Genomic DNA, 20,608 nt, shown 5'->3' with positions numbered 1-20,608 from the left:
AGTTCCTCCCCGGTTGGATGTGGACATTCATCAGGCGTTGCGGTTTTTGTACAGCAAGTAAAGGAAAAACGGCGCCCCGATCAGCGAAGTAAAGATGCCGACGGGCAAGTCGAGCGGAGCGAAAGCCGTTCTCGCGATCAAATCGGACGCGGCAACGATAATGCCTCCTAGCAAAGCGGATACCGGAAGCAGGCCGCCAAACGACGGACCGACGAGCCGGCGTGCCGCATGGGGAGCCAGCAGGGCGATGAATCCGATTGCGCCTCCGACGGCAACGGCCGCTCCGGCCAAGCCGACGCACAGGATCAGCATAAGAAGCCGGTCCCGATCCACCTTGCTGCCGGCTCCGGCCGCGGTATCGTCGCCGAGCTGCAGCACGTTGAGCGTCCGCCCCATGAAGAAGGCGGCAGGGAGTAGCACGATCGTCCAGGGCAGCAATGCCCACACGTTGCTCCAGTTGGAGCCGTATACCGTCCCGGTCAGCCAAGTAAGCGCCTTGCTTGAAGCGTAGAACTGGCTTCTGACGATCAGCAGCGTCGTTACGGCTTTCATGCTCGCTTCGATGCCGATCCCGATCAGGACAAGGCGCATGGCGGACACGCCTTTTTTCCATGCCAGAACGTAAATGATCGCGGTTGCCGCAACCGCCCCAAGTATGGCGGCGAAAGGCAAATACCGGACGCTTGCCGTAGGGAGCAGCGTAATGAAGACGACCGCCGCCGCAGAAGCACCGCCGGTAATGCCCATAATGTCGGGAGACGCCAGCGGGTTGCGGATCATGCCTTGCAGAACCGCCCCGGAAGCGGCAAGCAGCATGCCGATCAGGAAGGCGACGATAATTCTCGGCAAACGAAACTGCAGCACGACCGTCGCTTCGGCTTCGTCGCCCATTCCCAGAAATATTTGCACGACCGACCACGGACTGATCCGCAGCGATCCGATAGCCGAACTAGTAATGGCCACGGCGACAGCGACGGCGGCGAGAATGCCGATGACAGTCAACGTCCGTTTGTCCATCAGTCCCGAAGCCTGCAGCGCCTTATTGCGAAACGGAATATATTTGCTCACGATTTGGACCACCCCTTGCGCGCCGCGAAAATGAAAAACGGCGTCCCGATCAGAGCGGTCATAACGCCGATCGGCATCTCACCCGGCATGGCGACAAACCTTCCGGCGATATCGGCCGTGATCAGCAAAATAGCGCCGACGAATGCGGCGTAGGGTGTCATCCAACGAATATCGTTGCCTACCAGATACCTGCATATATGGGGGGTGACGAGTCCGACGAAAGCGATCGGTCCGGCAATCGCGACCGAGGTGGCGCACAGCGTCATGACGATGACGCCCGCCAGCGCTTTAACGACCAGCGTGCGCTGTCCAAGTCCTTTGGCGACGTCGTCTCCAAGAAGCAGCGTATTCATCGGACCGGATATGATTAGCGAGCCGATCCATGCGGCAGCCATATACGGGAGAACGTCCCACAGCAGCTCAAGCTTTCGGCCTTGTACGGATCCGGCCAGCCAATACAACACTTCCTCCATATTTTTCTTGTCGACCAGCAGCAGCGCATGAATCATGGAAGAAGCCAGCGCCGTAACGGCGGCCCCGGCGAGCGTCACCTTCAGCGGGGATAAGCCTTCCTTGCCGACGGAGCCGAGTATGTAGACGACGATTCCGCTTAGGATAGCTCCCGCGAAAGCGATCCACGTATAATCGCCGAGCGAGCTGACAGAGAAGAAGGTGACGGCGCATACGATGGCAAGCCCCGCTCCCGAGTTGATGCCCATCAGGCCGAGATCGGCCAGCGGGTTTTTAGTCAGCGCCTGCAGAATCGTACCCGCAATACCAAGGCTCGCACCGACCGCAGCGGCGATCAGCGCGCGCGGCACGCGCAGTTCCTTTATGGCGATATGTTCATTCGAGCCGTTGTAATGAAAAAAAGCGTCGACGGCGGTTTTCCAGCTTGTTACGATGACGCCGTAGACGATGCTAGCATAGAGAGCTGCTGCAAGCAGAAGTAATGCAGCCACAATACCGAGCATTTTGCCGGATGTGCTTCGCAAAACCGATGGCATAAAATTCCTCTTTCCTATATAGAGAGCGGCAAGATGTCTACATTGAACAGTGTAGGGGAATGGGGCTAAGTTGTCAATGAATTTGAGACTCATTCTCAGCTATTGCCGGCGCGGAAATTCGCAATTTGTAAATAATTTTTCATTGACATCGCAAACAACAAGGTGTATTATTTGTTCTCGTGAATGATAATCATTCTCACGATGACTGCGAATGATTACATAGGATACGAGGGGGACATACACGATGAACTGGAAATGGAACCGGCTTGGTACGACTGTGCTTACGGCTGTAGTCGGCGCGACGGTTGTGCTTGCGGGATGTTCGGACAAGAAAGCGGCTGAGCCGGCTCAAAATAATGAATCGGGCGGCGCAAGCCAAGCTTATACGGTCAAACACGCAATGGGCGAAACGACGATCCCGAAGGCGCCAACGAAGGTCGTCGTCCTGACGAACGAAGGAACCGAGGCGCTGCTCGCGCTCGGCGTCAAGCCGGTCGGAGCCGTCAAATCGTGGACGGGCGATCCGTGGTACGATCATATTAAAGCTGACATGCAAGGCGCCAAAAACGTCGGCACCGAAAGTCAGCCGAATATCGAAGAAATCGCCGCGCTGAAGCCGGACTTGATTATCGGCAACAAAATGCGCATCGAGAAAGTATACGATCAGCTGTCGAAAATCGCTCCGACCGTCTATTCCACCGAGCTGCGCGGCGACTGGAAAATCAACTTCAAGCTGTATGCCGAAGCGGTGGGCAAAAAAGCGGAAGGCGACAAAGTGCTGGCGGAATTCGATAAACGGATCGACGATTTGAAGACGAAAGCGGGAGACAAGCTGAAGCAAAAAGTGTCGCTCGTCCGCTTCATGCCCGCCACGGCACGGATTTATTACAACGATACGTTTGCGGGCGTCATCTTCAAGCAAATCGGGATCGCCCGTCCGGACAAGCAGAACAAAGAGACGTTCGCAGACGATGTGACGAAGGAACGGATTCCGGATATGGAAGGCGACCTGCTGTTCTACTTCACTTATGAAACCGGCGACGGCAAAGCTTCCAAGATGGAAGAGGAATGGGTGAAGGACCCGCTCTGGAACAACTTGAACGTAGTCAAGAACAAAAAGGCCGTGAAAGTAAACGATGCGATCTGGAACACGGCAGGCGGCGTCAAAGCGGCGAACCTGCTGCTCGACGAGCTGTACAAAGTTTACGAGGTCAAGAAGTAAACATAAAAGAAAGCGATTGGGCGGCTCCCGGTTCGGGCAGTCGCCCGATTTTTTGTTTAGTGGTATGATAGGGTCATTAGGCTGATACTACGGATGGAGGGTATTTCGATTGTGTGCGGAACATACACCCCGGACCTCTGGGCGAGGGATGCGCATCGTCCTGCAGCTGCCGATCCGTTTTTACCGGAAATGGATCTCTCCGCTCAAGCCGCCTACTTGCCGGTTTTATCCGAGCTGCTCGGCTTATGCGCTGGAAGCGATCGAGGTATACGGGCCGGCCAAAGGGAGCTGGATGGCGGCAAAGCGCATAGGCAAATGCCATCCGTTTCATCCCGGCGGTTTCGATCCGGTTCCACCCCGCGAAGCGGCGGAAAAGGACGGACAGCAGCCGACTTGACACGGCATGGGGCGTTTGCGTAGAATGGGGATAACTTCATAACGTTTCCATTGAACGGATGAGTAAGAAGTCCGTTCCTATCTTAGAGAGCCGGGGCAGGTGAAAGCCGGTATAGGGACGCTTCCGAACATGGTCCGGGAGGAATCGCCGTCGAGCCGCCTGACGACAGGCTGGTAAGACCGCGACGCATGCCAGCGTTACGGGGCAAGTCCGGAACAGGACTTGACTAAAGCCTTGCCCGTCTTTGGACGGCGGGGGAATTTGGGTGGTACCGCGTGAGCTTTCGACTCTCGTCCCATGTGGACGGGGGTCTTTGTGTTTTTTTGGAATTGTTTGAGAATAACCATCTATAAGGAGGGCATTCCGAATGAACGACAGCAGAAAAACGTATTACTTGACGACCCCGATCTACTATCCGAGCGACAAGCTGCATATCGGGCACGCCTACACGACAGTGGCCGGGGACGCGATGGCCCGCTACAAGAGACTGCGCGGCTACGATGTAATCTATTTGACCGGGACGGACGAGCACGGGCAGAAAATCGAGCGCAAGGCGGCCGAGAAAGGCGTATCGCCCCAGCAGTTCGTCGACGGGATTGTCGCCGGTATCAAATCGCTTTGGAGCAGGCTCGAAATATCTTACGACGATTTCATCCGGACGACGGAAGACCGGCACAAGACGGTCGTTCAGCAAATTTTTCAACAGCTGCTGGATCAGGGGGACATCTATCTCGGCGAATATGAAGGCTGGTATTGTACGCCTTGCGAATCTTACGTACTGGAGCGCCAACTGGTCGACGGCAACTGTCCGGACTGCGGACGGCCGGTCGAGAAAGTGAAGGAGCAAAATTACTTTTTGCGTCTGAGCAAATACGCCGACCGGCTGCTTCAACATTACGAGGAGCATCCGGATTTTATTCAGCCGGATACGCGGCGCAACGAGATGATCAGCTTCATAAAACAAGGTCTGGACGATTTGGCCGTATCCCGCAATACGTTCGATTGGGGGATTAAAGTTCCCGGCCGCCCGGAGCATGTGATCTATGTCTGGATCGATGCGTTGTCCAATTACATTACGGCCCTCGGCTACAGAACGGATGACGACGCCAAGTTCCGCTCGCACTGGCCGGCCGACGTGCACCTGGTAGGGAAAGATATTGTCCGCTTCCATACGATTTATTGGCCGATCATGCTGATGGCGCTTGATCTGCCTTTGCCGAAGCAGGTGTTCGCGCATGGGTGGATTCTGATGAAGGATGGAAGAATGGCCAAGTCGAAAGGCAACGTGATCGATCCCAATACGCTAATCGACCGTTACGGACTGGATGCGCTGCGGTATTTCCTGCTGCGGGACGTTCCTCTCGGATCGGACGGACTCTTTACGCCGGAAGGGTTTGTCGAGCGGATCAATTTCGACTTGGCCAACGATTTGGGCAACTTGCTCAACCGGACCGTCGTCATGATCGACAAATATTTTGCCGGCGACATTCAGCCGCTGCTCCCGTCCGCCACCGAATATGACGCTTCCTTGCAGGAAACGGTCCGGCAGGCGGTCGTCAAAATGGAAGAGGCGATGGAGAAGCTGGAGTTCTCCGCGGCGCTGGCGGCCATCTGGCAATTGATCGGACGGACGAATAAATATATCGACGAAACGCAGCCGTGGGCGCTTGCGAAGGACGAAGCGTCGCGTCCGAAGCTAGGCTCCGTCCTGTACCATCTGGCCGAGTCGCTCCGCATCACTTCCGTCCTGCTGCAGCCGTTCTTGACCCGTACGCCGCGGAAAATATGGGATCAGCTTGGCATAACCGGCGACGGCCGCCTGACGGAATGGGAGAGCGTCCGCACGTTCGGCCTATTGCCAGCCGGGACGAAGGTGAATAAAGGCGAAACATTGTTCCCGCGTCTGGAAATAGCCCCGGAAGTCGAGTATTTGGTCCAATCGATGGGGGGAGGACGTCCTGCCGCGGCTTCGGAGGCGAACGATAGTGCCGCCGCCGCAACGGACCGGAAGGAGCCGGAATCGCCGAAGGCGCCGAATCCGCCCGCTTCGGAGGAAATCGGCATCGACGACTTTATGAAGGTCGAGCTTCGGGTCGCGCAAGTGCTCGCGGCAGAGCCGGTCAAAGGAGCCGATAAGCTGCTGAAGCTGCAGGTCGATCTCGGCTACGAGAAACGTCAGGTCGTGTCCGGCATCGCCAAATATTACTCGCCCGAGTCGCTTGTCGGCCGCAAAGTCATTTTGGTCGCCAATCTGAAGCCGGTCAAGCTGCGCGGCGAGCTGTCGCAAGGGATGATTTTGGCCGCATCGGAAGGCGACAAGCTGACGCTGGCTTCCGTAGCCGAAGACATCCCGGTCGGCTCCATCGTCAAATAATTCAAGAACGCCTCCGCACCCGATACAGGTTGACGGAGGCGTTTCTTCATTACTTAAAAGATTTTGGTTGACAATCCGTTGAACGGAATTTTATAATCTGTCTTGTAAATAGAAATACTTACGATTTACAAATTTGCTCGATTGACCGGATTGCATGGAGGGAGTAACCAGAAGATGAATAGAGTCCGAAGCAAGAGTCGCTTTACGGTTTTACTGATAGTTATGCTCGTGCTGGCCGCCGTTATGACAGGCTGCGGCAGCAAATCGAATGTAACGCTATCCGAAGGAAAAGTCAATGTCGTTACTACGTTTTACGCGCTGTACGATTTTGCCGGCCGCATCGGCGGCGATAAGGTGAACGTGATCAATCTCGTTCCGGCCGGGGTCGAGCCGCACGACTGGTCCCCGAAAAGCCGGGATTTGACCAATATGAGCAAGGCGCAGCTGTTCGTCTATAACGGCGCAGGCTTTGAAGGCTGGGTTCACGATTTTCTCGACAGCCTGAACAAAGATTCCGGCTTATCGGTCATCGAAGCAAGCAATGGGATCGAATTGATCCATAGCGAAGCTCACGAGGATGACCATGGGCACGACGACAAAAAAACGAAAGACAATGACAAACACGGGCACGGGGATGAAGATTCGGATGTCGATCCGCACGTATGGGTAAGCCCGAAATCTGCGCTCAAGATGGCCGAGAACATCAAGAACGGAATCGTTCAAGCCGATCCGGCGAACAAATCGTACTACGAGTCGAATTACGAGACGCTTAAGAAACAACTATCCGATTTGGACGCCAAGTTTACGCAGTCGCTCTCGAAAACGACCCAAAAACAAATCGTCGTATCCCATCAATCGTTCGGATATTTGTGCCGCGACTACGGTTTGACCCAGAAGCCGATTATGGGACTGTCTCCCGATTCGGAGCCTACGGCGCAGGACTTGAAAGAAATCAACAAGTTTGTAAGAGACAATCAAGTCAAATACATTTTCTTCGAAGAGCTCGTATCGGACAAAATGGTCAAGACGCTTGCGAAAGATGCGGGTGTCGAAACGCTCGTGCTGAATCCGCTCGAAGGGCTCACCCAGGAGCAGGTGAAAGCCGGTGACAATTACGTGACGGTTATGGAGAACAATTTGCAAAATTTATTGAAAGCATTACAATAAAGGTGTATATGACCATTTCAAGGGCGAATGGAGAGCCATCCATGCAGCAATCGACCCGACCGGCGGGAGAACATTGTCACCTGCCGGTCGTTTCTATGGACAACGTTTCGTTTCAATACGAGCAGCGCAGCGTCATCGAGCGGTTGAATTTTCAAATTTTACAGCGAGATTTCGTCGGCTTGATCGGGTCGAACGGCGCGGGCAAAACGACGCTGCTCCGCATGATCGTAGGACTGCTGAGGCCCGATCAGGGAGAGGTCCGCTTGTTCGGGACTCCGCAATCGCAATTCCGCGATTGGGAGCGAATCGGCTACGTCCCGCAGAAGAACGCGTTCAATCCGCTTTTTCCGGCGACGGTCAGGGAAGTCGTGCTGTCCGGCTTGTACGGGCGCAAGAAGCTGTTCCGTAGGATGAACCGCGAAGATTGGAAGAAGTGCGAGGACGCGCTTCACGCGCTGCGCATCGAAGAGTTGGCGGACCGCCGCATCGGCCGTCTGTCCGGCGGGCAGCAGCAGCGCGTATTTCTCGCCCGGGCGCTCGTCAACAACCCGGAGCTGCTCATACTCGACGAGCCGACGGTCGGCATCGACTCGGAGACGCAGGAGAACTTCTTCCATATGATCCGCCACATGCATCAGCGCCATAACATCACGTTTCTGATGGTATCGCACGACATCGATATGATGCATGCTTATCTCGGCTATGAACCGGCCCACACGAGCGGCAAGCTGAAATTTTACGTCAAGCATTCGCACGAGCTGGACAATTGCGCGGAAACGAACTTGGCGCATAGTCTCCGCGACCTTCGGCTGGCCGACGAGCCCGAACCGGTAACCTTGCGATAAGGGAGTATAAACTATTGGATATTTTTTCGGAATACTTTTTTCAACGGGCATTGATTGGAGGTATTCTGATCGGGGGAATGGCGCCGCTTCTGGGCGTTTTTCTGGTTCTCAGGCGGTTGTCGATGATCGGGGATACGCTGGCCCACGTCTCGATTGCGGGTGTGGCGTTAGGTTTCCTGATCGGGGTATATCCGCTCGCCGTAGGACTGTGCTTCTCCATTCTCGCATCGTTTGCGATCGAACGGCTTCGCAGAGCGTACAAGACGTATGCGGAGCTGTCGATCGCGATCATCATGTCCGGGGGAGTGGCGCTCGCAACGTTTTTATTTACGCTCGGCAAAGGCTTCAACATGGACGTGACCAGCTATTTGTTCGGAAGCATCTACACGCTCAGCTGGACCGACCTGTGGCTCGTGCTCGGCGTTACGCTAGTCGTGCTGTGCATGCTGTTCGTGTTTTTCAAGGAAATGTTTCTGATCATGTTCGATGAGGACGCTGCAGCCGTAAGCGGGATTCCGCTTCGCGCCTTGAACCTGCTTACGACCGTGTTGACAGCGCTCGTCATCGGCGTTGCGATCAAAATCGTCGGCGCGCTGCTCGTATCGGCTTTGTTGACCGTACCGGTCGCCTGCAGCTTGGCCGTAGCCAAAAGCTTCCGGCACTCGGTCTGGATCGCCTTATTGTATTCGGAGATCGCCGTTGTGGGCGGTCTGGTCTCGGCCGGCGTATGGAACTGGGCGCCGGGCGCAACCGTCGTTCTGATGCTGATCGCTCTGCTGATCATAACGCTGGCCGTACGGGGACGTATCGCCAAAGGATAACCTGCATCTTCGAGAGGAGGGAACGGCTTGTCTCAAGTCAACATTTGGATCGCGCTGTGGGCCGGTTTCGCTTCGTTTATTTCACCTTGCTGCCTGCCGTTGTATCCTTCTTATTTGTCCTACATAACCGGCATATCGGTTCAACGGCTGAAGGAAGACCGGTCGAAGAAGGAAGTGCGTATTGCGACAACCGTACACACGCTGTTTTTCATTCTCGGGTTTTCGATCATCTTTTATTCGCTCGGGTTCGGAGTAGGGCTTGTCGCCGATTGGTTCAACGATTACCGCGACATTATCCGCCAGCTATCGGCTATCCTTATTTTCGTTATGGGCTTGTTTCTGCTCGGCGTGTTTCAGCCGCAATGGCTGATGCGGGAGCGGAAGATGCAGGTGAAGTCGAAGCCGGCTGGCTTTCTCGGTTCATTGGTGGTCGGTATGGGCTTCGCAGCCGGGTGGTCGCCTTGCGTCGGTCCGATTTTGTCGTCGATCCTGCTGCTCGCGGCTACGGAGCCGGGAACCTGGTTCCAGCTTACTACCGCTTATTCGGTCGGATTCGCCATTCCTTTCTTTATCCTCGCCTTCTTTATCGGCTCGACGAAATGGATCGTACGTTATTCGTCGGTGCTGATGAAGGTCGGCGGCGGATTGATGATCGTCATGGCAGCGCTGCTCTATTTCGATAAAATGATTCTCATTACGATCTGGCTTCAGGAACGGACGCCCGATTGGCTTAAATTTTAAAGGGAACCGCTCGATTTCGAGCGGTTTTTCCTTTTTACGTAAAATATTCGATTTTCGCCTTCGGAAACTGTTCAAAAATACGCTCCGTAATAAACTCACGCAGCGCCTGCGCCTGCTCGTCGGGGTACACGTATTTGCCTTGTCCCCAGCGTCCCCACTTGTATTTCCGCTTCGCTTCGTCCATCTCCAGCTTCGTCTTCGGATATCTTTGCCGAATAACCGTCTTGGCCGTCTTCGTAAAGCGGTGCTGGATCAGCTCAAAGGTCAGCCCGTCCGACGCTTCCTCCGGAACCGCTGCGCGAAGCTTCTCGAGAAGACCGGCGTAACCTTGCTCCCAACCGTCGTGCCAAATGATAGGTGCAATAATAAAGCCGAGCGGGTAACCCGCTTTCGCCACTTTGCCGGCTGCTTCGATCCGTTCGGCGAACGTCGACGTTCCCGGCTCGAAATGGCGGATCACGTAATCGGCGTTCACGCTGAAGCGGAAGCGGGTGTTGCCGTTATGCTTCGCATCCAGCAGAGAGTCGACATGATGGAATTTCGTGACGAACCTGAGCCGGCCGAGCGGCTGCCGTCCCATAAATTCGATCACTTCCTTAAGCGATCCGGTAATGTGCTCCAGCCCGACCGGGTCTGACGTGCAAGCCGCCTCGAAACGCGTTATGTCCGGCTCCCGCTCATCAATATATTGGCGAGCCGCGTTCAAAATATCGTCCATATTGACGTAAACGCGGATGTACGGTTTTGCCCCAAGCGTCGTTTGCAAGTAACAATAGTGGCAATGACCCATACAACCAGTGGCGATCGGAATGGCATATTCCGCCGAAGGCTTGGACGTATCGAATTTGAGTGTTTTGCGGACGCCCACTACGAGCGTACGTTTGGCGATTTTATACTTTTCCAGCTCGGAGTCTCCGGGAAATCCGGTTATCCGGTTGTGCGAGCTTGTCATTTTAATCGGCAAGCCTTGCGCTGTAGCCCATTCGTGTATACGCTCGCCTTTTGGGTAATTCAGCGAATCCGGTTCGAAATAAACGAGCTCGGGGACGAATTGCAGCGTGTTCTTCGATTTGCCGGGAGGAGCGAGAAGATCGGTTGCCAAAGATTCATCTCCTTTACAGAAAGGGTTCGGCTTCTTCAGTAGGCTTCCCCCGAATCAAGCTTTGAATCTGTGGGATCCGGTTCGAAAATTGTAACAATATGGTTGACGGCTATGATAAAATGATAGCGTTGTACATCGCGGTCGAAGCGCGGATATTCGAATAGAGGAGTTTTGGATATGACGAAGGTGCTAATGACTTTTCCGCAGGGTAAATTCAAAGTGCTGACACTGAGCTACGATGACGGCAGAAATGCCGATCGGAGATTGGTGGAGGTAATGAACCGCTACGGGATCAAAGGAACGTTTCACTTGAATTCCGGCTTGCTCGGTGCTCACGATCGAGTGCCCAGGGAGGACATCGCCGAGCTGTTCCGCGGGCATGAGATTTCCGCACATACCGTAAACCATCCGACTATTGCCAGATGCCCGAAGGAGCAGATCGTTCAGGAGATTATGGAAGACAGGAAGGAGCTCGAAAGCATAGCCGGATATACGGTAAGAGGGATGTCTTATCCGAACGGCTCCTTCAACAAAGCGATCAAAGAAATGCTCCCTATGCTAGGGATCGAATACTCGAGAGTAACGGAAAGTACAGGCGGATTCGGAATGCCCGACGATTGGCACGAGTGGAAGCCTACCTGCCACCATAACCGAAATCTTCTGAACTTAACGGAAAACTTCCTGAACATAAATAAAAGCCAAAATTTGTATATGATGTATGTATGGGGTCATAGCTACGAGTTCGACAACGATAACAGTTGGGCGCTGATCGAGACGTTTTGTGCCCGTGCGGGCGGCAGGGACGATATATGGTACGCGACCAACATTGAAATTGTGGATTATATCAAATCGTTCCACCGGCTTCAGTTCTCCGCATCGCGCTCCTTCGTGTACAATCCGTCGGCAAGTCCAGTATGGATTCAAGCGAACGGCAAAATCGTGGAGATCGGAGGAGGAAGCCAGGTCCAATTGAGTTAAAGGGTCTAACTCCCGCTTGCCTGGGCAAACTTGCTTTGTCCGGGTAATAGGTGTATCATTAATAAGGTTTGGCAATCCGGATCAGAGGAGGGGTCTTTTTGGCAGCGACACCGAGCATGGAGGACTATCTGGAGAAGATTTACAAGCTGATCGACGAAAAAGGCTATGCCAGAGTGTCTGATATTGCCGAAGGGCTAGAAGTTCATCCCTCGTCCGTTACGAAGATGATTCAGAAGCTGGATAAAGATAACTACCTGATCTATGAACGGTATCGTGGACTTGTCCTTACTTCCAAAGGGAAGAAGATGGGGAAACGGCTTGTCGACCGGCATCATTTGCTGGAAAGCTTCCTTCACCTGATCGGCGTCCAGGAAGAGAACATTTATAAGGATGTCGAAGGTATCGAGCATCATTTGAGCTGGGATTCGATCACTTGCATTGAAGTGCTGGTGGAGTTTTTCCAGCGCAACCCGGAACGCGTAACGGAATTGATGAATATTCGCAACGAGCTGGAATCGGAATAAACGCTTTGGTCGTCCGCAGTCGGATGGCCGAAGCGTTTTCGCATTTCAGAGCAAGCCGGAATCTTGCATAGACATACGAACAAACCGTTTCCGCATACAGTGCTTTAGGTACAGTTCCCTAAAGACGGCCGGAAGGGTGACGGACATGTACGTGAACGGAGTGTTTGAAGGAGGGGGCGTTAAAGCGATAGCGCTCGCAGGAGCGATCAAGGCGGCGGAGGAGCACGGAGTCAAGTTCCGCCAAGTGGCGGGCACTTCTTCCGGAGCGATTGTCGCCTCGTTACTGGCGGCCGGGTATACGGCGGATGAGCTGAAGAAAATTATTATGGAGACGCCGTTTTCGGATTTTTTGGTACAATCGTGGCTGCATCAGCTGCCGGTCATCGGTCCGGCCGCCCGCATTCTTATCAAGAAAGGACTTTATTCCGGACAGCGGCTGGAGCAGTGGATGGCCGACAAGCTTGCGGCGAAAGGAGTCCGCACCTTCGCCGATCTGCCCAAGGGAAAGCTGAAAATTATCGCTTCGGACATTTCGCAAGGCAAGCTGCTCGTCCTTCCGGACGACATCGCCCAGTACGGGATCGATCCGAAGCAGCTCCTGGTTGCCAAGGCGGTCCGGATGAGCACCAGCATTCCTTATTTTTTCGACCCCGTCGTTTTGAGGAAAACGGCGAAGCAGCGCAAAAAAGGCGACTCGTTCGCCGATCAGTTCATCTATATCGTCGATGGCGGACTGCTCAGCAATTTTCCGCTATGGATCTATGACGAGGAGAACAGCAAAATACCGGAGAAAGATCAAATCCCGACGCTCGGCTTCCACCTTGTCGGCAAACAATCGAACGCACCCCGTCGCATTATAGGGCCTTTGTCCATGTTCCAGGCGCTGTTCGCGACGATGATGGAAGCACACGACGAGCGGTATATCGAAGAGAAAAACCGGTTTCGTACGATCAAAATCCCGACGCTCGGCGTAAGGCTGACCGATTTCGATATCAAGCCGGAGAAAAGTCTCGAGCTATTCAATGCCGGATACGCCGCCGCCAAGTCGTACTTCCAGAAATGGTCGCATCAAAAATATATCCAATCGTTTAATCAGCATATCCGGAACGGCGGCGGCAACACCAATCGTCCTGCCTAAGCGGGCAAAAAATAAACCCGGGACCATCGTCCCGGGTTGTTTGCAATCAATGATACGTGTACGGCTTCTCCGGCGGTTCATCGTCATCCCGCTTATTTCCTTGAATGACGCGGAACGGGATGTTTTTCCGTCTTTCTTTCGCTCGTTTACCGGAGGAAGGGGGCGTCGGTTTGCGCATTTTTGTTTTCCGCCATCGGGCGGGAGGGTATTTCCACAAAATGAAGATGCCTCCGAAGATGACGATCGCCACGATTAGCTCGAACGGATTCGCCATCATTCTGACCACGATGCCGATAGCCATCAGTACCAATATGACGATGAACACCGGATGAATACGCCGTTTCATAGGCAGCTTCCTCCTTTCGTCGTGATGATCCCTTTATCCTGCTCATTCAGCTGTCAGCGGGCGATATCCGGATTAAGAAACCGCCTGTCCCGACTTGGCCGTACCCCTGCTTTGCAGCAGCTCCGCCTCGATTTCCAGCATGCGCTGGAACGAAGCGATCGACACCTCGACCTGCGAATCGTCCGGCTCCTTCGTAGTCAGCTTCTGCAGCCACAATCCGGGATAACCGAGATAACGGAGCACCGGCGTTTCCCTTACGGAGTTCGTCAGCCGGAGAACCTCATACGACAAGCCGATTACGACCGGCAGCAATATAATCCGCAGCAACAAACGCTCCCATAAGTTATCGTATTCAAAGAAAGAATATACGATCACTCCGACGATGACGGTAAATACGATAAAGCTGCTGCCGCACCGGTAATGAAGTGTGTTGAATTTCTGGACGTTGGAGACGGTCAGCTCTTTGCCCGCCTCGTAGGCGCTGATCACCTTATGCTCCGCTCCGTGATATTGGAACAGCCGTTTGATGAGGGGGGTCAGCGAGATGAAGTAAATGTACCCGAGCAATAAAATGATTTTGATAACGCCTTCCAGCAAGTTGTGCAAAATTTGGTTGTCGAACACGTTCTGGAACAACAGCTGCTCGATAAAGGCCGGTACGAGCGTGAATACGAATTTGCCGAACAGAAACGATAATACGCCGACTACGGCAACGCCCAAAATCATCGAAAGATTGCCGAAGCCTCCTTTCTTGGAAGACGATTGCGCTTCTTCTTCGCCTCCCTCGTCCTCGGCGTATTTCTCCGCCGAGAAGTTCAGATGCTGGGCGCCCTTGGCGCTCGACTCGACAATGGCTACTATACCGCGAAGCAGCGGGATTTTTTTGAGATTCGTTACCCAGGCTATGTCTTTGCGGGGTACCTCGAAAAATTCGATTGATTTGTTTTTACGCCGTACGGCCGTTACGTTAACGGTTTTGCCGGCCATCATGACGCCTTCCATGACGGCTTGGCCGCCGTATACGGCTTGCGGATGCTGCGACAATGAGGTCACCCTCCTTCTTGTGAGAATGGATTTCGGAAGAAATAGTTGCGGTAGTCGTTTTTCTTCTATTGTAACGAATTATCGCCCGGAACGCCACTCGTTTAGTTCGTCCCGATTTGCACATACTATGCGTAACTTTGGGGATGAAAGGACGAACAGCCATGGATGAACGGAGGAACGTCTCCGAACCGACGGGCGTGTGGTCTTTCGCGCTGCAAATCGGGTTTTTCGCGGGACTCATATGGGGAGCGGTCAAGGCGGGGGAAATGTATTTCAAATTCACGAAAATACCGGCCAGCTTTATGGCCAAGCCGTTTTTGGCGCCGGCGTTCATCAATACGACGGCCGGATTTTGGATGGGCTGGCTGATGTTCATCGTGTTCTCGATTATCGCCGCTTTGCTTTATGCGGCTCTGTTTCGCAAAGTTGTAGGGCATTGGGCGGGGCTTGCTTACGGAGCGGTATGGTGGGCTTTGATTTACTTGCTCGTCGGACCGTCGACCGGCATGGTGAAATGGATATACCGGTATGATTGGAATACGATATGGACCGACATATGTTTGTTTCTGCTATGGGGATTGTTTATCGGGTATTCGATCTCGTTCGAATTTACCGATGAACGGGAAAGAGAGCCCTCCATCACGAATTAGCCGAACCCGTCGTCCAAAAAAAAGTTCTCAAAGCGGGGAAACTTATGGTAAAATGGCTTCGGTTCGATTCTTGCGGTTCGGGTGGTGGTTGTTTTGTACAATATCTTGGTTTTGCACGGGCCCAATTTGAATATGCTCGGTATTCGGGAACCCGGCATTTACGGGACGGTTACGCTGGCCGCTATCGAGGAACGGCTTGCCGCATTGGCCGGAACGATCGGAGTCCAATTGGAGTTTCACCAGTCCAATCATGAAGGCGTATTGATTGACCGGATTCACGATGCGCTCGGGAAGAAGGACGGGATCTTGATCAATCCCGGCGCTTTCACCCATTACAGCTACGCGATCCGCGATGCGATCTCGACCGTTATGCTGCCTGTCGTGGAAGTTCACTTGTCGAATATTCATAAAAGAGAGCCGTTTCGCCACGTTTCGGTCATCGCGCCGGTTGCCGTCGGACAAATCGCCGGATTCGGAGCGACCAGCTATGAACTCGGATTGATGGCGCTGCATCGTCACCTTGAAGAAAAGGGGGCCTCTTGATGGAACAAGCCAGACTGTCCCGCTTGCGGGCGCTTATGCGCGAGAAGAACCTTGAAGCGCTGTTCGTCACCGGCGCGCATAACCGGCAATATTTGTCCGGCTTTACCGGGTCGTCCGGCTATTTGCTGATTACCGCACAGAAAGCTTTCTTGCTGACCGACTTCCGGTATATGTCGCAGGCGCCCGCACAGGCGAAGCATTTCGAAGTCGTCGAGCATCAGCCGAAAGTAACGGCTACACTCAAGGAGCTGCTGGAGCAGTCGGGAATCAAGGAGCTCGGGTTCGAGCAGCAGCATGTTTCGTATGCTTCTTATGTGTCCTATGCGGCCGATTTGGCTGACATCAAGCTTGTGCCAACCGATGCCGTGGTGGAGCAGCTCCGCATGGTGAAGGACGAGTCGGAGATCGCGGTCATGCGGGAAGCGGCCGAGCTGGCCGACCGTACGTTCGCCCATTTGCTGACGACACTCAAGCCGGGCATAACGGAGAATGACGTCGCCTTGACGATCGAATTTTTTATGCGCCAGAACGGCGCGGCTTCGGTTTCGTTTGAAACGATCGTCGCTTCGGGAGAACGTTCGGCTCTGCCGCACGGCAAGGCAAGCGATCGGGTGCTGCAGTCGGGCGAATTTGTCAAATTCGATTTTGGCGCTTATTATAAAGGATATTGCTCCGATATTACACGTACCGTCGTATTGGGCAAACCGACCGACAAGCATCGTCAAATTTACGATATCGTGCTGGAAGCGCAGCTGAACGCGCTCGAGCATATGAAGCCCGGCATGACCGGCAAGGAAGCGGACGCGTTGACGCGCGACGTTATTAAGCGGTACGGCTTCGGCGATTATTTCGGCCATAGTACCGGCCATGGTCTCGGGATGGAAGTGCATGAAGCGCCGCGTTTATCAGTGCTTAGCGAAACGGTGCTCGTCCCGGGCATGACCGTCACGGTCGAACCCGGTATTTATTTGCCCGGCTTCGGCGGCGTAAGGATCGAAGACGACGTCGTCGTCACGAATACGGGAGTCCAAAGATTGACACAATCGACAAAAGACTTTATTATCATCGATTAGGAAACTTTTTTTAGATAGGACCGATTCAGAACATTTAGGAGGAAACGACCCGTGATTTCTGTCAACGATTTTCGCACTGGCTTGACCATCGAGGTGGACAATGATATTTTTACCGTTCTTGACTTCCAGCACGTAAAGCCCGGGAAAGGCGCGGCCTTCGTCCGTTCGAAGCTGAAAAACTTGCGCAACGGCAATACCGTGGAAAGAACATTCCGCGCCGGTGAAGACGTCGGCCGTGCCCACGTGGAAAACCGCGCGATGCAATATTTGTATGCAAGCGGTCAAGAGCACACGTTCATGGATAACGAGACTTACGATCAAATTACGCTTCCCGCTTCCCAGCTCGAATGGGAGCTGAACTTCTTGAAAGAAAACATGACGATCAACATCGTCAGCTACCATGGGGAAATTCTCGGCATCAACCTGCCGAACAGCGTCGAGCTGAAAGTTGTTGAAACCGAGCCGGGCATCAAAGGCAATACGGCGACCGGCGCAACGAAGAACGCGAAGGTCGAAACCGGCCTGAACGTACAAGTTCCGCTCTTCATTAACGAGAACGACGTGCTTCTGATCGGCACGAGCGACGGCAAATACATTTCGCGCGCCTAAGCGTTTCGTACAAGCGTACGGCAAGGAAAGCATCCTTTCAATTGGAAGGGTGCTTTTTTGCATTGTAAATTGACGGGGGGAAACATTTATGGCTAGAGATAAGGCGTATGCAGTATGGATTGGCAACCATCAAAGTCAGCGCAGCGGTGAGAGGTTGCGTCGATTGAACGAAGGGCATGGGCATGCGGAGAAGCTGTTTGCCGAGACGGTGTGGTGGCCGGCGTTCGGAAACTTTGACTCGCTGCATCCGGAATATGAGGTGTTCGACTTCAAAGACGGCTCGAGATTTTTGGACTTCGCCTATATACAGGGCGTAGCGAGGATTTGCATTGAAATTGACGGATTCGGTCCGCATAGAAGGGATATCGACCGGAGACAATTTTCCGACGAGCTGACCCGGCAAAATCATTTGGTGATCGACGGCTGGATCGTCATCCGTTTTTCGTATGATGACGTGAAGGAAAAACCTCGTCATTGTCAGCAACTGCTGCTTCAATTAATGGGCAGGCTCGCCGGAATGCAGGGGAAGACTGGGACGGACTTAACCGTGATGGAGAAAGAAGCGGTTCGATTGGTATTCCGGCAAAATGGTGTCATAACTCCAGGGGAGCTATTCCGGCATCTGGGCTTGGGCCGAAGAAAAGGGATGCAGTTAATAGAGAACTTGCTCGAGAAAAAGTGGCTTATTCCGGCTACCGGCTCGCTGCGGATTCGTACGTACCGATTGAATGGGGAGAGACGGCTTCCGTTTTGAGTATAAGGTACAAATGAACGCTATTCGGTCGAAAGAGCGACGTGGCTGAGCAAATAAGGTACATATGAGCGTTATTTCGCTGATATGGATGGGATGGTGAGGTGGTACGAGGGGGAGTGGGGTGGATAAGGTACAAATGAACACTATTGGCTGAAAAAGCGGTGTGGCTGAGCAAATAAGGTACATTTTAGCGTTATTTCAACGATCAGGCGAGTTGGGGAGGAGTAACACGAAAAAAGGTTCTGCGGGATACCCCGACAGAACCTCGTTATTAAGATTGATTGAAAAATGCGTCGTGCAGGGCGACGATCGCTTTGTTCATATCGTCGTTCTGGATGCCGAACATGATGCTGCTCTCGGAGGCGCCTTGGTTGATCATCTCGAGATTCACACTGTTGTCCGCGAGAGCGCCGGTGGCGCGCTTGGCAACGCCGATCTGCTTGCTCATGCCGTCGCCGACGATCATGATCAACGCGATTCCCCGTTGGACAATCAGCTTGTCGGGTTGGAGTTCGTTGCGGATACGCTCCAGCACCCGGCTCTCCACTTCCGGAGTAAACGTCGACTCTTTGATAATGACCGAAATATGGTCAATCCCGGAAGGGGTATGCTCGTAGGACAGATCGGCGTCTTCGATGATTTGCAGCAGGCGGCGGCCGAAGCCTTTTTCCCGGTTCATCAAATATTTGCTTAAGAAGATGGCACAGAAGTCGGAAGATCCGGCCACGCCGACTACAGGCAGCTCGTGGTTCGTCCGTTCGAGCGAAATTAACGTTCCCCGCGATTCGGGGTTGTTCGTATTCCGGATATGAACCGGAATTTTGGCGTTGAACGCCGGCTGCAGCGCTTCGTCATGCAGAACGGAGAAGCCCGCATACGACAATTCGCGCATTTCCGCATAGGTCATCTCATGGATAGCCGCCGGCTTCTCGACGATACGCGGGTCTGCGGCGAACACGTTGTCCACGTCCGTAAAGTTCTCATACACATCAGCCTGCACGGCTGCGGCAAGAATGGCTCCGGTTATGTCCGAGCCTCCGCGGGGGAATGCTACGAGATTGCCATTCTTCGCGTAGCCGTAAAAGCCGGGAAAAATGATGCGGTGAGCGCTATCTCTTAGCGGCCGCAGCAGATCGTACGATTCCGGGAGCACCTGTGCATTGCCAGGCTCGTCGCTCAGTACGAGGCCGGCATCCTTCGGATCTACATATATGAAATCATGCCCTTCCTTGCGCAAGAAGGCGGCAAGCAGACGGGCACTGAATTCTTCACCCAAAGCTTTGATCGAATCGATATACCGTGCGCGGTGGCTGCGGTCTCCTTCACCCCGGGTTTGGAGCAGCGTTGCGATCGTTTCGAATTCTTGCTCAGGCAGTTCCAATCCCGAGATAATGTCGGCAAAACGGTCCAAAATCGATTGCTGTACGGCTTCCACGCCATTGCTGCTCAACTTCGCTTCGGCGTAGGCGATAAGCAAATCGGTCACCTTCGTGTCCGGCTTGTTTCGTTTACCGGGAGCGGATACAACTACGATTTTTCTATCATCGTCGGCCAGCGCAATGGTGGCCACTTTGCGAAACTGCTCGGCGGATGCTAGCGATGTGCCGCCGAACTTGCACACTTTCAAAGCCATGACGTCTCCTCCTAAACGGACTCTTCTGATACACTACCACAAGAGAGTTGTGGATTCAACGAGAATTCATGCGGACCTACGGAATTTTTCCGAACAAAAAGGTGGCGATTTTCAGCAGCAGCGCTGTAATACCCGCCGCCATGAGCGGTCCGACGGGAATGCCGCGCATGAAAATGATGCCGAAGATCGAACCGATGACGAGACCGACGATCAGCTGAGGATCGACCTTGAGCAAGTCGAGTCCTTTCCCGTTCATGTAGGTGGCGATCGCGCCGCCCATCAAGGCGATGAGGCCCGGCCACGACGTGAATACGGCGATAATGTCTTTGGTCGAGATTCGTTCGCTGGCGAATGGAACCAATACCCCCATCGTCAAAAATAAGAGGCCCAGCTCGAGGCCTCTTCGTTCAATGGCAGGCAAATAGCGTTCCAAATGAATGAGCTTGACTACGAGCAGGACGCAAGCTGCCGTCGTAATGATCGGAGAACGCCCAATCATTCCGACAATGATCAACAGCAAGAGCAGCAGTTCGCCGTTCATACGAATTACCCCTTGTCCTTCTGGAGTGAGT

General features: G+C 53.7%; 22 protein-coding genes and 1 other annotated feature. Of the genes, 15 read left to right on the top strand and 7 right to left on the bottom strand.

The features are described 5' to 3' along the window. Window positions 1–30: 30 nt before the first annotated feature. Together FE783_RS06535 and FE783_RS06530 are read right to left on the bottom strand one after the other, a co-directional pair. Complete coding sequence (locus tag FE783_RS06535) at window positions 31–1,068, bottom strand: FecCD family ABC transporter permease (RefSeq protein WP_238402891.1); 1,038 nt, start codon at window positions 1,066–1,068, stop codon at window positions 31–33. Then, the gene (locus tag FE783_RS06530) at window positions 1,065–2,075 is read right to left on the bottom strand and encodes a FecCD family ABC transporter permease (RefSeq protein ID WP_138878538.1); all 1,011 of its coding nucleotides are present in this window, start codon (window positions 2,073–2,075) and stop codon (window positions 1,065–1,067) included. Before FE783_RS06530 ends, FE783_RS06535 begins: the two co-directional genes overlap by 4 nt. Window positions 2,076–2,319: 244 nt before the next feature. On the opposite strand from FE783_RS06530, the gene FE783_RS06525 reads away from it, so the two are divergent. From FE783_RS06525 to FE783_RS06495, 7 genes are all read left to right on the top strand, one after another. Further along, complete coding sequence (locus FE783_RS06525; RefSeq protein WP_138878537.1) at window positions 2,320–3,297, top strand: ABC transporter substrate-binding protein; 978 nt, start codon at window positions 2,320–2,322, stop codon at window positions 3,295–3,297. A gap of 148 nt (window positions 3,298–3,445) precedes the next feature. Continuing rightward, window positions 3,446–3,694: a membrane protein insertion efficiency factor YidD gene (gene yidD, locus FE783_RS06520; RefSeq protein ID WP_138878765.1), complete on the top strand. Its 249-nt coding sequence runs from the start codon at window positions 3,446–3,448 to the stop codon at window positions 3,692–3,694. Between the two features lie 41 nt (window positions 3,695–3,735). Further along, window positions 3,736–3,995 (top strand) — a binding site (T-box leader). A 66-nt stretch (window positions 3,996–4,061) separates the two neighbouring features. Further along, window positions 4,062–6,068, top strand: a complete 2,007-nt coding sequence (gene metG / locus FE783_RS06515; protein WP_138878536.1) for a methionine--tRNA ligase — start codon at window positions 4,062–4,064, stop codon at window positions 6,066–6,068. 174 nt (window positions 6,069–6,242) lie between these two features. Beyond that, window positions 6,243–7,235, top strand: coding sequence for a metal ABC transporter substrate-binding protein (locus FE783_RS06510; protein WP_138878535.1), 993 nt, complete (start codon window positions 6,243–6,245; stop codon window positions 7,233–7,235). A gap of 41 nt (window positions 7,236–7,276) precedes the next feature. After that, window positions 7,277–8,080: a metal ABC transporter ATP-binding protein gene (locus tag FE783_RS06505; RefSeq protein WP_138878534.1), complete on the top strand. Its 804-nt coding sequence runs from the start codon at window positions 7,277–7,279 to the stop codon at window positions 8,078–8,080. Between the two features lie 14 nt (window positions 8,081–8,094). Continuing rightward, window positions 8,095–8,901 (top strand): metal ABC transporter permease, encoded by an 807-nt coding sequence (locus FE783_RS06500; protein ID WP_138878533.1) that lies wholly within the window; start codon window positions 8,095–8,097, stop codon window positions 8,899–8,901. Window positions 8,902–8,928: 27 nt separating this feature from the next. Further along, window positions 8,929–9,642 (top strand): cytochrome c biogenesis CcdA family protein, encoded by a 714-nt coding sequence (locus FE783_RS06495; RefSeq protein ID WP_138878532.1) that lies wholly within the window; start codon window positions 8,929–8,931, stop codon window positions 9,640–9,642. Window positions 9,643–9,676: 34 nt separating this feature from the next. On the opposite strand, the gene splB is transcribed toward FE783_RS06495, so the two are convergent. After that, window positions 9,677–10,744 (bottom strand): spore photoproduct lyase, encoded by a 1,068-nt coding sequence (splB, locus tag FE783_RS06490; protein WP_138878531.1) that lies wholly within the window; start codon window positions 10,742–10,744, stop codon window positions 9,677–9,679. Between the two features lie 177 nt (window positions 10,745–10,921). Here splB and FE783_RS06485 point away from each other — a divergent pair, with 177 nt between their 5' ends. The 3 genes from FE783_RS06485 to FE783_RS06475 all read left to right on the top strand — a co-directional run bounded on the left by FE783_RS06485 (window position 10,922) and on the right by FE783_RS06475 (window position 13,384). Next, window positions 10,922–11,722 carry a polysaccharide deacetylase family protein gene (locus tag FE783_RS06485; protein ID WP_138878530.1) on the top strand — a complete coding sequence of 267 codons (801 nt, stop codon included), beginning with the start codon at window positions 10,922–10,924 and terminating at the stop codon, window positions 11,720–11,722. 116 nt (window positions 11,723–11,838) lie between these two features. Next, entirely contained in the window at window positions 11,839–12,246 is a 408-nt protein-coding gene (gene mntR / locus FE783_RS06480) for a transcriptional regulator MntR (RefSeq protein ID WP_138878764.1), read from the top strand. Window positions 12,247–12,391: 145 nt separating this feature from the next. Further along, window positions 12,392–13,384: a patatin-like phospholipase family protein gene (locus tag FE783_RS06475; protein ID WP_138878529.1), complete on the top strand. Its 993-nt coding sequence runs from the start codon at window positions 12,392–12,394 to the stop codon at window positions 13,382–13,384. Window positions 13,385–13,430: 46 nt separating this feature from the next. Here FE783_RS06475 and FE783_RS06470 read toward each other — a convergent pair whose 3' ends face one another. Then, complete coding sequence (locus FE783_RS06470; RefSeq protein WP_138878528.1) at window positions 13,431–13,730, bottom strand: hypothetical protein; 300 nt, start codon at window positions 13,728–13,730, stop codon at window positions 13,431–13,433. 72 nt (window positions 13,731–13,802) lie between these two features. Further along, window positions 13,803–14,732: a DUF1385 domain-containing protein gene (locus FE783_RS06465; RefSeq protein ID WP_138878763.1), complete on the bottom strand. Its 930-nt coding sequence runs from the start codon at window positions 14,730–14,732 to the stop codon at window positions 13,803–13,805. Window positions 14,733–14,935: 203 nt separating this feature from the next. Between FE783_RS06465 and FE783_RS06460 the strand changes: the two genes are divergently transcribed. The 5 genes from FE783_RS06460 (at window position 14,936) to FE783_RS06440 (ending at window position 18,403) form a co-directional block, all read left to right on the top strand. Further along, on the top strand, window positions 14,936–15,424 hold the full coding sequence (locus tag FE783_RS06460; RefSeq protein WP_138878527.1) for a YqhR family membrane protein: 489 nt from the start codon (window positions 14,936–14,938) through the stop codon (window positions 15,422–15,424). Window positions 15,425–15,517: 93 nt separating this feature from the next. Continuing rightward, window positions 15,518–15,967, top strand: a complete 450-nt coding sequence (gene aroQ / locus FE783_RS06455) for a type II 3-dehydroquinate dehydratase (protein ID WP_138878526.1) — start codon at window positions 15,518–15,520, stop codon at window positions 15,965–15,967. After that, on the top strand, window positions 15,967–17,040 hold the full coding sequence (locus FE783_RS06450; protein WP_138878525.1) for a M24 family metallopeptidase: 1,074 nt from the start codon (window positions 15,967–15,969) through the stop codon (window positions 17,038–17,040). The genes aroQ and FE783_RS06450 overlap by 1 nt, the downstream gene beginning before the upstream one ends. A gap of 51 nt (window positions 17,041–17,091) precedes the next feature. Further along, a complete protein-coding gene (gene efp / locus FE783_RS06445; protein ID WP_138878524.1) occupies window positions 17,092–17,649 on the top strand; it encodes an elongation factor P in 558 nt (185 codons plus the stop codon). Window positions 17,650–17,737: 88 nt separating this feature from the next. Continuing rightward, entirely contained in the window at window positions 17,738–18,403 is a 666-nt protein-coding gene (locus tag FE783_RS06440; RefSeq protein ID WP_138878523.1) for a DNA-binding response regulator, read from the top strand. 271 nt (window positions 18,404–18,674) lie between these two features. Here the strand turns inward: FE783_RS06440 and FE783_RS06435 are convergent, their stop codons facing one another. Beyond that, complete coding sequence (locus tag FE783_RS06435; RefSeq protein WP_338015823.1) at window positions 18,675–20,036, bottom strand: aspartate kinase; 1,362 nt, start codon at window positions 20,034–20,036, stop codon at window positions 18,675–18,677. 76 nt (window positions 20,037–20,112) lie between these two features. Then, a complete protein-coding gene (locus tag FE783_RS06430; protein WP_138878522.1) occupies window positions 20,113–20,577 on the bottom strand; it encodes a DUF441 domain-containing protein in 465 nt (154 codons plus the stop codon). Between the last annotated feature and the right edge of the window lie 31 nt (window positions 20,578–20,608).

The sequence above is a fragment of the Paenibacillus mesophilus genome (genome assembly GCF_005938385.1).
Taxonomy (GTDB): Bacteria; Bacillota; Bacilli; order Paenibacillales; family NBRC-103111; genus Paenibacillus_AB; species Paenibacillus_AB mesophilus.
This window is presented reverse-complemented; position numbering and strand designations above follow the sequence as displayed.